This window comes from Pseudomonas sp. 102515 (assembly GCF_031085165.1).
GTDB lineage: Bacteria > Pseudomonadota > Gammaproteobacteria > Pseudomonadales > Pseudomonadaceae > Chryseomonas.
In genome coordinates this window covers 881,487-895,714 of record NZ_JAVHTY010000001.1, presented here as the reverse complement: position 1 = coordinate 895,714, position 14,228 = coordinate 881,487, and the positions used below count along the sequence as shown (strand labels likewise).

The window sequence follows — 14,228 nt, the reverse complement described above, 5'->3', positions numbered from 1 at the left end:
TCGCCTCTCGTAAACTCTGCTTCCTCAGCGTTTTGATTCGCTGGCGCTCACCCTTCGGGCCAGCCGTTGGCTGTTACTCCCTTTGGTCGTTGCGCCTCGCCTGACCGTCGCTTGGCGACTTTTCCTACAGAACCCAGGAGAACCCTCCATGATCCAGCAGCGTGAGCAACTGGCCCGGGAAATCATCGACGCCGGTCGCTTCCTCTATGGCCGCGGCTGGTCGCCGGCCACCAGCAGCAACTATTCGGTACGGCTGTCCGACAGTCGCCTGCTGCTGACCGTGTCCGGCAAGCACAAGGGACAGCTGGAGCTGGACGACGTCCTCGCCACCGATCTCGACGGCACGCCGCTGGAGGCCAAGAAGCCCTCGGCCGAGACCGCGCTGCATACCCAGCTCTATCGCTGGCAGCCGGAAATCGGCGCCGTGCTGCACACCCATTCGGTGAACTCGACGGTGCTCTCGCGCCAGCTCGAAGGCGATCGCCTGCTGCTGGACGGTTACGAGCTGCAGAAGGCCCTGCATGGCGTGACCACCCACGACGTGCGGGTGGAGATCCCGGTGTTCGACAACGACCAGGAGATCCCGCGCCTGGCCGACAGGGTGCAGACCTGGCTGGACGTGCATCCCGACTGCGTGGGATACCTGATCCGCGGACACGGCCTCTATACTTGGGGTCCGCGCATGGCCGATGCCCTGCGCCACGTGGAAGCCTTCGAATTCCTCTTCGAATGCGAACTCAAGACCCGGAGCCTGCGTCCATGAGCCGACTGACCGTCTACCACGATGCCGAACCCCGCCAGCCGCTGAAGGTGATCAGCGATGGCGAGCACATCGCCGCCACCCTGGCCGAGGTCGGGGTGCGTTTCGAGCGCTGGCAGGCCACCGCCCCGGTGGCGCCCGGCGCCAGCCAGGAGGAGGTAATCGCCGCCTACCGGCCGGAGATCGATCGCCTTATCCAGGAGCGCGGCTACCAGACCATCGACGTCATCAGCATGCATCCCGAGCATCCGCAGAAGGAGGCACTGCGCGCCAAGTTCCTCGAAGAGCATCGTCACAACGAGGACGAGGTGCGCTTCTTCGTTGCCGGCCAGGGCCTCTTCACCCTGCACATCGAGGACCAGGTCTATGCCGTGCTCTGCGAGAAGGACGACCTCATCTCGGTGCCGGCCGGTACGCCGCACTGGTTCGACATGAGCGAGTCGCCATCCTTCGTTGCCATCCGCCTGTTCGACAATCCCGACGGCTGGGTCGCCCACTTCACCGGCGTGGACATCGCCCAGCGCTTCCCGCGCCTGGAGGTCGAGGCGTGACGATCAAGGCCATCCTCACCGATATCGAGGGCACCACCAGCGCGGTCAGCTTCGTCTTCGACGTGCTCTTTCCCTATGCCCGCGAGCACCTCCCGGCTCTTGTGCGCGCCCATGCGGGAACGCCGGCGGTAGCCGAGCAACTCGACGCCGTGCGCGCCGAAGCCGGCGAGCTGGACGCCGACGTGGAGCGGGTGATCGCCATCCTGCTGGAGTGGATCGCCACCGACCGCAAGGCTACGCCGCTCAAGGCCCTGCAGGGGCAGGTGTGGGAGCAGGGCTACCGCGCCGGAACCCTCAAGGGGCACGTCTATCCCGATGCCGTCCAGGCCCTACGCCAGTGGCATGCCGCCGGACTGCCGCTGTACGTCTATTCCTCGGGCTCGATCCAGGCGCAGAAGCTGATCTTCGGCTGCTCCGAGCATGGCGATCTCACGCCTTTGTTTTCCGGGTATTTCGATACCCTGACCGGCGGCAAGCGCGAGGCCGCGTCCTATGCCCGCATCGCCTCGGCGACCACCCACGCGCCGGCGGAACTGCTGTTCCTTTCCGATGTGGTGGAAGAGCTGGATGCCGCGCGCCAGGCCGGTCTGCCGACCTGCGGCCTGGTGCGTGCCGGTGGCCAGCTGGGCGACCACCCGTGCGTGGCGTCCTTCGCCGACATCGATCTCGCGACCTTCGCTTGAAGCCCGCGTCCGGCGCCGCTGCCAAGCGAGCCGGCCGAACTTGGTGGCCCCATCGCCAGTCCCAAGTGACGAGACCTGTGTCCTCGCAACGGGAGTCGCGACATGATCAATTCCACCATCGGCGGTGTACTGGGCTTCATCGTCTTCCTGCTCGACATCTGGGCCATCGTCAACGTCATCCGCAGTGACAGCACCCACAACGCCAAGATCGTCTGGACGGTGCTTATCATCGTGCTGCCGGTGATCGGTTTGATCGCCTGGGCCGCCGCCGGTCCGCGCGGCAATCGATCGGCCACCGCGCCTACGCACAAAGGCTAGCCAGCGCAACGCTGGAGCCTGTCACATCCAGCTCTTACAATGCCCGGCTTTTGGCCGGGCATTGTCTGTCTCGGCCCGCCACCTGCGGAGATCGACATGAGCGACTACCTGGAAACCCTCTACGACGGCTATGGCCAGAGATTCACCGTCGAGCGCCTGCTCCACGAGGTGCGTACCGAGCACCAGCACCTGGTGATCTTCCAGAACGCCGTGCTGGGCAAGGTGATGGCGCTGGATGGCGTCATCCAAACCACCGAGGCCGACGAATTCATCTATCACGAGATGCTCACCCAGGTGCCGCTGCTCGCCCATCCGGCGCCTAAGCGGGTGCTCATCATCGGCGGTGGCGACGGCGGCATCCTGCGCGAAGTGGCCAAGCACCGGGGCGTCGAGCACATCACCATGGTCGAGATCGACGGTTCGGTGGTGGAGATGTGCAAGGAGCACTTCCCCGGTCACTCGGCGGGCGCCTTCGACGATCCGCGACTGAATCTGGTGATCGACGACGGCATGAACTTCGTCGCCAACACCACCGAGCGCTACGACGTCATCATCTCCGACTCGACCGATCCCATCGGCCCGGCCGAGGTACTGTTCTCGGAGAACTTCTATCAGGCCTGCCATCGCTGCCTGAACGAGGGCGGCGTGATGGTGGCCCAGAACGGTACCCCCTTCCTGCAGCTGGACGAGGTCAAGACCACCGCCAGCCGCCTGTCCGGGCTGTTCGCCGACTGGCACTTTTATCTGTCAGCGGTGCCTACCTACATAGGGGGCGTCATGACCCTCGCCTGGGGCAGCAAGGACACGACCTTGCGTCGGCAAGATGCCGAAACCCTGGCGCAGCGCTACAGTGATACAGGCATCCAGACCCGTTACTACACCCCGGAGCTGCATGCCGCTGCCTTTGCTCTACCTCGATACGTGCTGGAGGCCATTGGCAAGGCGTAAGCCCTGGCGGCCGCGGCACCGTTCGAGTTCTCAGCCGCGACTCGCGGTGCGTCGGTAGCGACAGCGCCGCGAGAAGATCATCCGAACCAGAGGAGGGTTGTCCCATGTCCTTGTCGTTTGCCGATGATGTGAGCTTGAACCTGCTGCAGCGGATGAAGGAGGGCGGCTTCGACTTCGCCCGCTTCCATTCCATCGACTTCTTCGCCATCTTCGCCGATGAAGGCAAGGCCCGCATCGCCGCGGACCAGTTTCATGGCGAATCCCTCAATACCCAGGTGATGCCCCACGAAGAGGGTGGCTGGCATCTGCAGGTCAGCAAGGTGATGTTCGCCACCCATGCCACCATCGACGATTTCGAGAGCGATCTCGAGGCCGTCGTGGTGCCCCTGGGTGGTCAGCTCGATGGCTGGGGCGTCACCCAGGAAGTCAGCCGCAGCTCCGCCTGATCCCCGCCCCTCGAGGCGGCATCCCGCCCGGGATGTCCGTCTCTTCTTCTGAAATCACTCCGCCGCTCAATCATCGCACTTTCCGCCTGGCGCACCGTCTTAGGCTCATGACGGAAACGTTGCGGTGCATGTGCACGCTTACGTGCCTGGCTTTGGTGCACCGCACGCCTCGCGGCCATGCAAGGGCTTGATCTACAGGGCCCCGGCGCTGGCACGCGGCTTGCGAAGCTGCACCGTGGGTGACAAGGAGATCGGCATGAGCCGCCAACTGTATAACGAGATGTATGACGTCCAGGCACGATGCCGACCGCATTATGGTCGCTACGCCCAGTGGCTGAGCGAGACACCCCCGGAACTCCTGGCCCAGCGGCGGCGTGAAGCCGACTTGCTGTTCCATCGCGCCGGGATCACCTTCACTCTCTATGGCGACGAGCAGGGCACGGAGCGCCTGATTCCCTTCGACGCCTTGCCGCGCGCCATTCCCGCCAGCGAATGGCAGATCATCGAACGCGGCTGCATCCAGCGCGTCCAGGCGCTGAATCTCTTTCTCCACGATCTCTATCACGACCAGCGTATCATCAAGGCCGGGGTCATCCCCGCCGAGCAGGTGCTGGCCAACGACCAGTACCAGCTGGCCATGCAGGGGCTGGACCTGCCCAATGGCATCTACGCCCATATCGCCGGGGTCGATCTGGTGCGCGATGGCGACGGCGCCTACTACGTGCTGGAAGACAACCTGCGCACCCCGAGCGGCGTGTCCTACATGCTCGAGAACCGCAAGATGATGATGCGGCTGTTTCCCGAGCTGTTCACCCTGGAGCGCATCGCGCCCATCGACCACTACCCGAACATCCTCCTCGATACCCTGCGCAGCTCTACCCCGGTCAACAACCCCACCGTGGTGGTCCTCACCCCGGGGCGTTTCAACAGTGCCTACTTCGAACACGCCTTCCTGGCTCGCGAGATGGGCGTGGAACTGGTAGAGGGGGCCGATCTGCTGGTGCGCGACGAACAGGTGTTCATGCGCACCACCTCGGGTTTCCGCAAGGTAGATGTCATCTATCGTCGACTGGACGACGCCTTCCTCGACCCCCTGGCCTTCAATCCGGACTCCATGCTCGGTGTGCCCGGCCTGCTCGCCGCCTATCGCGCCGGCAACGTCATCCTGGCCAATGCCATAGGCACCGGGGTGGCCGACGACAAGTCGATCTATCCCTATGTGCCGGAGATGATCCGCTTCTATCTCAGCGAAGAACCCATCCTTTACAACGTGCCCACCTGGCAGTGCCGCAAGCCGGACGAGCTGTCCCATGTCCTGGCCAACCTGCCCGAGCTGGTGGTCAAGGAAGTCCATGGCTCCGGCGGCTACGGCATGCTGGTCGGCCCCTCCGCCAGCAGCATGGAGATCGAAGCCTTCCGCGCGCGGCTCAAGGCCAATCCCAGCGCCTACATCGCCCAGCCGACGCTGTCGCTGTCCACGTGCCCGACCTTTGTCGAGAACGGTATCGCACCACGGCACATCGACCTGCGGCCCTTCGTGCTGTCCGGGCGCAAGACGCGTCTGGTGCCCGGTGGCCTCACCCGGGTCGCCCTGCGCGAAGGCTCGCTGGTGGTCAATTCCTCCCAGGGTGGCGGCACCAAGGACACCTGGGTGGTCCAGGACTAGATCGCCATGAAACAGTGGCCGCCACGGCGGCCTCGCAAGGACCTTTGAAAGGCGACCCCACCATGCTGAGTCGTACCGCTGCCGATCTGTACTGGATGTCCCGCAACCTTGAGCGCGCCGAGAATCTCGCGCGGATGCTGGACGTCAGCTATTCGCTGTCGATGATGCCGCAGAGCGGGCAGGGCGGAGGCCTGGATGAACTGGCCATGCCGCTGCTCATCACCGGCACCCTGGATGATTACCGGGAACAGCACGGGGCCCTGCATCCCGAGCGCCTGCTGCACTTCTTCGCCCTCGACGAGCGCAACCCCGGCAGCATCTATTGCTGCCTGCAGGCCGCGCGCAGCAATGCCCACGCGGTGCGTGGGCGCATCACCGCCGACATGTGGGAGAACGTCAACTCCACCTGGCTGGAGATGCGCGAGATCGCCGTCACCGGCCTGATCCGCTTCGGCATCAGCCGGTTCTGCGAATGGGTCAAGGAGCGTTCCCACCTGTTCCGCGGCGCCACCGTCGGCACCATCATGCGAAACGACGCCTATCGCTTCATCCGCCTGGGCACCTTCGTCGAGCGCGCCGACAACACCCTGCGCATGCTCGATGCCCGCTACCAGGTGCTGGGGGAAGAAGAGGCGGAAGCCATCAGCGATGCCTCCGCCCGCGGTTTCTATCAGTGGAGTGCCCTGCTACGCGCCCTGAGCGCCTTCGAGGCCTACACCGAGCTCTACCGTGATGCGCTCAACGTGCGCAACGGCGCCGAGCTGCTGCTGTTGCAGGAAGACCTGCCGCGCTCGCTGCTGGCCTGCGTGATCGAGTTGCACCGGGTGCTGGCCAGTCTGCCCGGCGAAAACGGTCGCGAGGCCAAGCGCCTGGCGGCGGGCCTGGAGGCGCGGCTGCGCTACACCAGCATCGACGAGGTGCTTGAGGAAGGGCTCCATGCCTGGATCGGTGGTTTCATCGTCCATGTCCGTCAGCTCGGCAGCGCCATCAACACCGCTTACCTGGAGACCGTATGAGACTCGCGATCCATCACGAAACCCTGTATCGCTACGCCGATCAGGTGCGCGCCAGCATCCAGTATCTGCGTCTCACGCCCCAGGACGATGCCCGGCAGAAGATCCTCGGCTGGGAGCTGGCCCTGCCACGCCCGGCGCGGGCGCAGCGCGATCCCTTCGGCAACATCCTCCATGTGCTGACCCTGGATACCCCGCACGACGCCATCACCATCACCGCCAGCGGCCAGGTGGAGATCGACGAGACCTTCGAGGCGGAACCCTGCCAGGCGTCTGCGTTTCCCTTCCTGCGCCAGACCCGGCTGACCGAGGCCGACGAGGCGTTGACCACCTTCGCCCGCGAGGTCTGCGACGGTCGGCGGGATCGCGACACCCTGATCCAGCTGATGGAGCGCCTGCACGAGCGCATGACCTATGTGCCCGGCTCCACCGCGGTGGACGGCAATGCCGCCGACGCCTTCGCCAAGGGCGCCGGGGTCTGCCAGGACCATGCCCATGCCTTCCTGGCCTGTGCCCGTAGCCTGGGCATCCCGGCGCGCTATGTGTCCGGCTATCTGTGCACCGACGACAGCGCCCACCTCTCCAGCCACGCCTGGGCGGAAGCCTGGCATGACGGCGCCTGGTACAGCTACGACGTCACCAATCGCCTGGCCCGTCCCGAGCGGCACCTGCGCCTGGCAATCGGCCTGGACTATCTGGATGCCTGCCCAGTACGTGGCATGCGTCGGGGCGGTGGGGTGGAGCACATGGAAGCCAAGGTGTTGGTCGAGCCCTTGCAGCAGGTGCAGCAGGTGCAGCAACAGCAATGATCAGCGCTGCCTACAGCTGACCAGAAGGCGGCCATTGGCCGTCTTTTCTTTTTGTCGTCGTGGCTGCGGCGCCGACGGTCCCAACATTGGAGGTTCGCATGACCTATTGCGTCGCCATGAAACTGCACGACGGACTGGTGTTCGTCGCCGATTCCCGTACCAATGCCGGGGTCGACAACATCGCCACCTTTCGCAAGCTGCATCTGTTCCAGATTCCGGGTGAGCGCCTGATCGCCATCCAGTCAGCGGGCAATCTGGCCACCTCCCAGGCGGTCATCAGCCTGCTGCGGCAGCGCCTGGACAGCGCTCAGGACAACCTGCATGAGGTGCCGACCCTTTACGACGCTGCGCGCTTGCTGGGGCAGACCCTGCGCGAGGTACTGCAACGCGATGCCGAAGACGCCCCCAGTGGTCATGGCCTGGACCTGAGCTGTTCCTTTCTCCTGGGCGGGCAGATCCGCGGCGCGGCGCCGGGGCTGTTCAATCTCTATCCCCACGGCAACTTCATCAGTGCCACCGAGGACACGCCCTATTTCCAGATCGGCGAGAGCAAATACGGCAAACCGATCCTGGATCGGGCACTGACCTTCGCAACGCCGCTGCAGGAAGCCCTGCGCTGCGCGCTGCTGTCCTACGACGCCACCATTCGCAGCAACCTATCGGTGGGCCTGCCGCTGGATCTGGTGGTCTATCCCCGAGATTGCCTGACGCAGGTCAGTACCCATCGGGTCGATGAGCACGATCCCTACTTCCAGGCCTTGCGCAAGGGCTGGGGGGAGGGGCTGCGTGACCTGCTGGCGGCATTGCCGGCAGCACCAGAGGATTACTGGCGCTAGGGATCAGCCAAAGAACCGCGAGAGATTGGGGATGACCAATACCACGGTGGTGACGATAAGTACGAAACTCGCCTGACGCCACTTGGGGACGGGATTCTTGAACATGACTCGGGGCCTTTATTGTTAGCTGTTAAGAGCCTTTACGTCTCCAGCGGGAAGCGCTCGCGCAACAGAGGCATGCTTTTACTGATACCCGCAGGCTTGAGCACTATCCAGTAGCTATAGAACATAAATTTCAGTTTTGTGGCGATGACCGGCCAGCCGGTTATCAAAAATGTCGCATCAGCCGATTTATCCTTTGCTTTCAGTCGATTAGAAGGATGCTTGCGACGCTACCGTTGGTCGGAGGCATAGGCGGCAACGAGAGGTAGCATGACGACTGACCAGTCATCCCGTGAACGGGGCAGGGTGGAGGTCCGTCCCGGCCGCGAGTGCAAATGTATGAATCGATTGAAGAAAAAGCTTGCCATCGAAATCGCCTTTGCCTATAGTTGCGCGCCTCGGTGATGCAGATGCAGCCGCCGAGCAAATCTGGTGAGGTGTCCGAGCGGTTGAAGGAGCACGCCTGGAAAGTGTGTATAGGAGAAATCTTATCGAGGGTTCGAATCCCTCCCTCACCGCCAGATTAAGAGAACCCCTGAGAGCCCAGCTCCAGGGGTTTTTTCTTGCCTGCGATTTGGCCAGGCCATGCGTGGATCAGGCCGCCTGAGCGAAGGTCGCCGCGGTATCCCGGGCACTGGGCAGGACCGCGCTCAGCTGGGCCAGATCGATGCTGGCGAACAGCGGGCCGCTCAGGTCCTGCACCTTGCTGTCGCCGGCATTCTCGTGCAGTACCTCGGCCACGGCGACCGCCTGGGCCACGATCAGCGCATAGCCATTGCCTTCCGGCGCCTGCAGCGGGCGGGCCTGGTAACCGATGGCGTCGCGCAGCACCTGGGGCAGCTGCCAGCGGCGGGCGAGTTCGGCACCCACTTCCGGATAGCCGAAGCCCAGTTGCAGGGTCTCGTCGGCGGCGCGATGGCTGCTGGCGGTGGCGCGACCGGCCAGGCTCGGAGCCAGTTCGGGGGCGCCGCTCTGGATCAGCAATTCGCCGATGTCGTGGAGCATGCCGCAGGTAAAGGCGGTTTCCTGGTCCAGGCCGGCCTGCTTGGCCAGGGGCTTGCACAGGCTGGCGACCAGAAAGCTGTTGTACCAGAAGGCTTGCAGATCGAAGCCCGGCGCGGCCTTGAAGCCACCGGCGAAGGCGGAGGCCAGCACCAGGGTGCGCAGGGTGTTGAAGCCCAGGCGCAGGGCGGCGTCGTCGATGCTGGTGGATTCACGGGCGCCGCGGAAGCGCGCCGAATTGGCCAGGCGCAGTACCTTGGCGGCGATGACCGGATCGCGCGCCACGGTGCGCGACAGGGTTTCGATGCTGGTGTTGGGGTCGTCGAACTGCCGGATCAGGACCTGCGCCACCTCGGGGACGTTGGGCAGGTTGTGCAGCTGGGCAAAGAGGGTATCGAGTTGCATGGGCGTCTCCGCGGAAAAGGGTTACATCTCCTTACACCCTCGTCATCGGACGTCTGCGCGGATTTCTGTAGTCGTCATGTGACGATCGGTCGCAGCCCCGCTGGCCGCGATCGGATCGCCGAGCATGATTGCCTTGCCTGTCAGGGACTTGCCGCAGGCAAGCCAGGCGTGCCTGGCTGGGTCATTACCGTTCGTCGAGGGCGAAATCGACCTGGGTCAGGCCCGCGTCGCTGGCTTCCAATACCCAGCCGCGACGGTCCCAGTCGCCCAGTACGATACGTTCGGCGGGCTGGCCATCGAGCCGCAGCTCATGGCGGGCGGGTCGGTGGGTATGGCCATGGATCAGCGTCGTCACCCGGGCGGCGCGCATTTCCCGCTCGACCTCGGCCTCGGTGACGTCGGTGATGTCCATGGCCTTGGCACGGGTCTGCTGGCGACTCTCGCTGCGCAGCTTGCGTGCCAGCTTCTGGCGGCTGGCCAGCGGCAGATGGCGCAGGACGAAGAGGGTGAGGGGGTGGCGCAGGATGCGGCGCAGCTTCTGATAGCCTTCGTCACGGGTACAAAGGGTGTCGCCATGCATGAGCAGCACGTGGCGGCCCTGGAAATCGGCGATATGCCGATCCGGCAGCAAGCGGCAGCCGGCCTGGCGGCAGAAGGCCTTGCCGACGAGAAAGTCGCGATTGCCATGCATCAGGTAGATAGCCGTGCCGTTGTCGACCAGCTGGCGCAGGGCAATGGCGATCTCCTGCTCGAAGGCGCCCATGGCGTCGTCGCCGATCCAGGCCTCGAACAGATCCCCAAGAATGTACAGCGCCTCGGCACCCCGGGCGCGGTTCTGGAGAAAATGCAAAAACGCCCGGACCAGGTCCGGGCGTTGCGGTTCGAGATGCAGGTCGGAGACCAGTAGAATGCTCATCTTACTCGGCGGGGACGATCTCGGCCTTCTCGATGATCACGTCTTCGCTCGGCACGTCCTGGTGACCGGCCTTGCTGGTGGTGGCGACGCCCTTGATGGCGTTGACCACGTCCATGCCCTCGACGACCTTGCCGAACACCGCATAGCCCCAGCCCTGGCTGGTGGGCGCGGTATGGTTGAGGAAGGTGTTGTCGGACACGTTGATGAAGAACTGCGCCGAGGCGGAGTGCGGGTCCATGGTGCGGGCCATGGCGACGGTGCCGATCGCGTTGGAGACGCCGTTGTTGGCTTCGTTCTTGATCGGGGCGCGGGTCGGCTTCTGCTTCATGCCCGGCTCGAAACCACCGCCCTGGACCATGAAGTTGCTGATCACACGGTGGAAGATGGTGCCGTCGTAGTGACCGCTCTTGACGTATTCCTTGAAGTTGGCCGCGGTTTCGGGCGCCTTGTCCTCGAAGAGTTCCAGGGTGATGACGCCGTGGTTGGTGTGCAGCTTGATCATGGCAGCGAATCCGTAGCTAAGGGGGACAGCATCCAGACCCGGCGAGGGCCTCAAGGGTTTCGCCGGGACTTGACGGGTTGGGCTATGATACGGGTTTACCTTTGCCCGGCCTACCCTGGCCGTGCGTCTGCCCAGTTAAGGATCCCATGAGCAAGCCGACTTCCGACTCGTCCACCGCCGCCAAAGCCGCCCCCGCGCATTTCCTGCGGCAGATCGTCCAGGCTGACCTGGACGCCGGCAAGCAGGCCAAGATCGTCACCCGTTTCCCCCCGGAACCCAACGGCTACCTGCACATCGGCCACGCCAAGTCGATCTGCGTGAACTTCGGCCTGGCCAAGGAATTCGGCGGCGACTGCCATCTGCGCTTCGACGACACCAACCCGGCCAAGGAAGACCAGGAATACATCGACGCCATCAAGAGCGACGTGCACTGGCTGGGCTTCGACTGGGCCGGCGAGGTGCGCTACGCTTCCAGCTACTTCGACCAGCTCTACGCCTGGGCCGTGAACCTGATCGAGCAGGGCCTGGCCTATGTCTGCGACCTCACCCCCGAGCAGGCCCGCGAATACCGCGGCAGCCTCACCGAGCCGGGTCGCAACAGTCCCTTCCGCGACCGTTCGGCGGCCGAGAATCTGGACCTCTTCGCCCGCATGAAGGCCGGCGAATTCAAGGACGGCGAAAAGGTGCTGCGCGCCAAGATCGACATGGCTTCGCCCAACATGAACCTGCGCGACCCCATCCTCTACCGCATCCGTCACGCCCATCACCACCAGACCGGCGATGCCTGGTGCATCTATCCGAGCTATGACTTCACCCACGGCCAGTCCGATGCCCTGGAAGGCGTCACCCATTCCATCTGCACCCTGGAATTCGAGGACCATCGTCCGCTGTACGAATGGTTCCTCGCCAAGCTGCCGGTGCCGGCCCAGCCACGCCAGTACGAATTCGCCCGCCTCAACCTGAACTACACCGTCACCAGCAAGCGCAAGCTCAAGCAGCTGGTGGACGAGGCTCATGTGAACGGCTGGGACGACCCGCGCATGTCGACCCTGTCGGGCTATCGCCGTCGTGGCTACACCCCGGCCGCCATCCGCAATTTCTGCGAGATGATCGGCGTGACCCGCTCCAACGGCGTGGTCGACGTGGCCATGCTGGAATTCGCCATTCGCGAGGACCTGGACCAGAACGCCCCGCGCGCCATGTGCGTGCTGAAGCCCCTAAAGGTGGTGATCACCAACTACCCCGAGGGCCAGGTGGAGCATCTGGAGCTGGCGCGCCATCCCAAGCAGGATCTGGGCGTGCGCCAGCTGCCCTTCACCCGCGAGCTGTACATCGACCAGGGCGACTACGAAGAGAATCCGCCCAAGGGCTACAAGCGCCTGGAGCCGGGTGGCGAGGTGCGCCTGCGCGGCAGCTACGTGATTCGCGCCGACGAAGCCATCAAGGACGCCGACGGCAACGTCGTCGAGCTGCGCTGCAGCTACGATCCGGACACCCTGGGCAAGAACCCCGAAGGGCGCAAGGTCAAGGGCGTGATCCACTGGGTGCCGGCCGAGGGCAGCGTGGAGTGCGAGGTGCGCCTCTACGATCGCCTGTTCCGTTCGGCGCAGCCGGAGAAGAGCGAGGAGGGCGGCAGCTTCCTCGACAACATCAATCCCGAGTCCCTGGTGGTGCTCACCGGTTGCCGCGCCGAGCCGTCGCTGGCCCAGGCCCAGCCGGAAGACCGCTTCCAGTTCGAGCGCGAGGGCTACTTCTGCGTCGATCTGAAGGATTCGGCGCCTGGCAAGCCGGTGTTCAACCGCACCGTGACCCTGCGCGATTCCTGGGGGCAATGATGGCGCTGCACCTCTACAACACCCTGACCAAGACCAAGGAAGCCTTCACGCCGCTGGTGCCGGGGCAGGTGCGCATGTACGTCTGCGGCATGACCGTCTACGACTACTGCCACCTGGGTCATGGCCGCAGCATGGTGGCTTTCGACGTCATCACCCGCTGGCTGCGCCATAGCGGCTACGACCTGACCTACGTGCGCAACATCACCGACATCGACGACAAGATCATCAACCGCGCCAACGCCAATGGCGAGCCCTTCACCGACCTGGTGGCGCGGATGATCGAGGCGATGCACGAGGACGAGGCACGGCTGAATATCCGCAAGCCCGATCAGGAGCCACGCGCCACCGACCATATCGATGGCATGCACGCCATGATCCAGACCCTGATCGACAAGGGCTACGCCTATGCCGCGGGCAATGGCGACGTCTACTACCGGGTCAATCGCTTCGCCGGCTACGGCAAGCTATCGCGGCGGCGCGTCGAGGACCTGCGCATCGGCGCCCGCATCGAGCCGGGCGAGGCCAAGGAAGATCCGCTGGACTTCGTGCTGTGGAAGGCCGCCAAGCCGGGCGAGCCGAGCTGGCCGTCGCCCTGGGGCGCCGGGCGGCCGGGCTGGCACATCGAATGCTCGGTGATGTCCACCTGCTGCCTGGGCGAGACCTTCGACATCCACGGTGGTGGCAACGACCTGGAATTCCCGCACCACGAGAACGAGATCGCCCAGAGCGAGGCGGCCACCGGCAAGACCTACGCCAACGCCTGGTTGCATTGCGGGATGATCACCATCAATGGCGAGAAGATGTCCAAGTCCCTGGGCAACTTCTTCACCCTGCGCGAGGTGCTGGAGAAGTACCACCCCGAGGTGGTGCGCTACCTGCTGATCGCCAGCCACTACCGCAGTCCGATCAACTATTCGGAAGACAACCTGCGCGAAGCCAAGGGCGCCCTGGAGCGCTTCTACCACTCGCTCAAGGGCCTGCCCCTGGCACCGGCGCAAGGCGGCGAAAGCTACGCCGAGCGCTTCGCCCAGTGCATGGACGACGACTTCAACACCGCCGGTGCCTGCGGCGTGCTGTTCGAGCTGGCCCGCGAGATCAACCGCCTGCGCGAGAGCGATCCTGCCGCGGCCGCCGGCCTGGCCGGGCGTCTGCGCGAGCTGGGTGAGGTGCTGGGCGTGCTGCAGCTGGAGCCGGAAGCCTTCCTGCGCGCCGATGCGGCAGGCCGGGTGGACGCGGCCGAGGTCGAGGCCCTGATCCAGGCGCGCTTGACCGCGCGCGCCGAAAAGAACTGGGCGGAATCGGACCGCATCCGTGACCAGCTCACCGCCCTCGGCGTGGTACTGGAGGACGGCAAGGGCGGCACCAGCTGGCGCCTGGCGGAATAGGCCTGCGGTTGGGTGGCTGACGGCTCTGCGTCAGCCACCCGATTGGCCACG

At 64.7% G+C, this 14,228-nt stretch carries 15 protein-coding genes and 1 tRNA gene; 13 read left to right on the top strand and 3 right to left on the bottom strand.

Translation table 11 applies throughout. The features are described 5' to 3' along the window. The first annotated feature begins 148 nt into the window (after positions 1-148). The 11 genes from RCF34_RS04040 to RCF34_RS03990 all read left to right on the top strand — a co-directional run bounded on the left by RCF34_RS04040 (position 149) and on the right by RCF34_RS03990 (position 8,653). Positions 149-763: a methylthioribulose 1-phosphate dehydratase gene (locus tag RCF34_RS04040; protein ID WP_308707015.1), complete on the top strand. Its 615-nt coding sequence runs from the start codon at positions 149-151 to the stop codon at positions 761-763. Beyond that, positions 760-1,311, top strand: coding sequence for an acireductone dioxygenase (locus RCF34_RS04035; RefSeq protein WP_308707014.1), 552 nt, complete (start codon positions 760-762; stop codon positions 1,309-1,311). Before RCF34_RS04040 ends, RCF34_RS04035 begins: the two co-directional genes overlap by 4 nt. After that, positions 1,308-1,994, top strand: a complete 687-nt coding sequence (gene mtnC, locus RCF34_RS04030; protein WP_308707013.1) for an acireductone synthase — start codon at positions 1,308-1,310, stop codon at positions 1,992-1,994. Before RCF34_RS04035 ends, mtnC begins: the two co-directional genes overlap by 4 nt. Positions 1,995-2,099: 105 nt before the next feature. Continuing rightward, positions 2,100-2,312, top strand: a complete 213-nt coding sequence (locus tag RCF34_RS04025) for a PLD nuclease N-terminal domain-containing protein (RefSeq protein WP_308707520.1) — start codon at positions 2,100-2,102, stop codon at positions 2,310-2,312. Positions 2,313-2,408: 96 nt separating this feature from the next. Then, entirely contained in the window at positions 2,409-3,260 is an 852-nt protein-coding gene (gene speE, locus RCF34_RS04020) for a polyamine aminopropyltransferase (RefSeq protein ID WP_308707012.1), read from the top strand. 104 nt (positions 3,261-3,364) lie between these two features. Further along, positions 3,365-3,706, top strand: a complete 342-nt coding sequence (locus RCF34_RS04015; RefSeq protein ID WP_308707011.1) for a ribonuclease E inhibitor RraB — start codon at positions 3,365-3,367, stop codon at positions 3,704-3,706. A gap of 256 nt (positions 3,707-3,962) precedes the next feature. Next, positions 3,963-5,372: a circularly permuted type 2 ATP-grasp protein gene (locus tag RCF34_RS04010; RefSeq protein ID WP_308707010.1), complete on the top strand. Its 1,410-nt coding sequence runs from the start codon at positions 3,963-3,965 to the stop codon at positions 5,370-5,372. A 62-nt stretch (positions 5,373-5,434) separates the two neighbouring features. Next, entirely contained in the window at positions 5,435-6,388 is a 954-nt protein-coding gene (locus tag RCF34_RS04005; protein WP_308707009.1) for an alpha-E domain-containing protein, read from the top strand. Further along, positions 6,385-7,194, top strand: a complete 810-nt coding sequence (locus RCF34_RS04000) for a transglutaminase family protein (RefSeq protein ID WP_308707008.1) — start codon at positions 6,385-6,387, stop codon at positions 7,192-7,194. The genes RCF34_RS04005 and RCF34_RS04000 overlap by 4 nt, the downstream gene beginning before the upstream one ends. A gap of 98 nt (positions 7,195-7,292) precedes the next feature. After that, positions 7,293-8,030: a proteasome-type protease gene (locus RCF34_RS03995; protein WP_308707007.1), complete on the top strand. Its 738-nt coding sequence runs from the start codon at positions 7,293-7,295 to the stop codon at positions 8,028-8,030. A 533-nt stretch (positions 8,031-8,563) separates the two neighbouring features. Continuing rightward, a tRNA-Ser gene (locus tag RCF34_RS03990) sits at positions 8,564-8,653 on the top strand. A gap of 73 nt (positions 8,654-8,726) precedes the next feature. Here RCF34_RS03990 and RCF34_RS03985 read toward each other — a convergent pair. From RCF34_RS03985 to RCF34_RS03975, 3 genes are all read right to left on the bottom strand, one after another. After that, complete coding sequence (locus tag RCF34_RS03985) at positions 8,727-9,539, bottom strand: HDOD domain-containing protein (protein ID WP_308707006.1); 813 nt, start codon at positions 9,537-9,539, stop codon at positions 8,727-8,729. 184 nt (positions 9,540-9,723) lie between these two features. Continuing rightward, on the bottom strand, positions 9,724-10,455 hold the full coding sequence (lpxH, locus tag RCF34_RS03980; protein ID WP_308707005.1) for a UDP-2,3-diacylglucosamine diphosphatase: 732 nt from the start codon (positions 10,453-10,455) through the stop codon (positions 9,724-9,726). A 1-nt stretch (position 10,456) separates the two neighbouring features. Further along, positions 10,457-10,957, bottom strand: a complete 501-nt coding sequence (locus tag RCF34_RS03975) for a peptidylprolyl isomerase (RefSeq protein ID WP_158891239.1) — start codon at positions 10,955-10,957, stop codon at positions 10,457-10,459. A gap of 146 nt (positions 10,958-11,103) precedes the next feature. On the opposite strand from RCF34_RS03975, the gene RCF34_RS03970 reads away from it, so the two are divergent. Together RCF34_RS03970 and cysS are read left to right on the top strand one after the other, a co-directional pair. After that, the gene (locus tag RCF34_RS03970) at positions 11,104-12,792 is read left to right on the top strand and encodes a glutamine--tRNA ligase/YqeY domain fusion protein (RefSeq protein ID WP_308707004.1); all 1,689 of its coding nucleotides are present in this window, start codon (positions 11,104-11,106) and stop codon (positions 12,790-12,792) included. Beyond that, positions 12,792-14,177: a cysteine--tRNA ligase gene (cysS, locus tag RCF34_RS03965; protein WP_308707003.1), complete on the top strand. Its 1,386-nt coding sequence runs from the start codon at positions 12,792-12,794 to the stop codon at positions 14,175-14,177. Before RCF34_RS03970 ends, cysS begins: the two co-directional genes overlap by 1 nt. Positions 14,178-14,228: the final 51 nt, after the last annotated feature.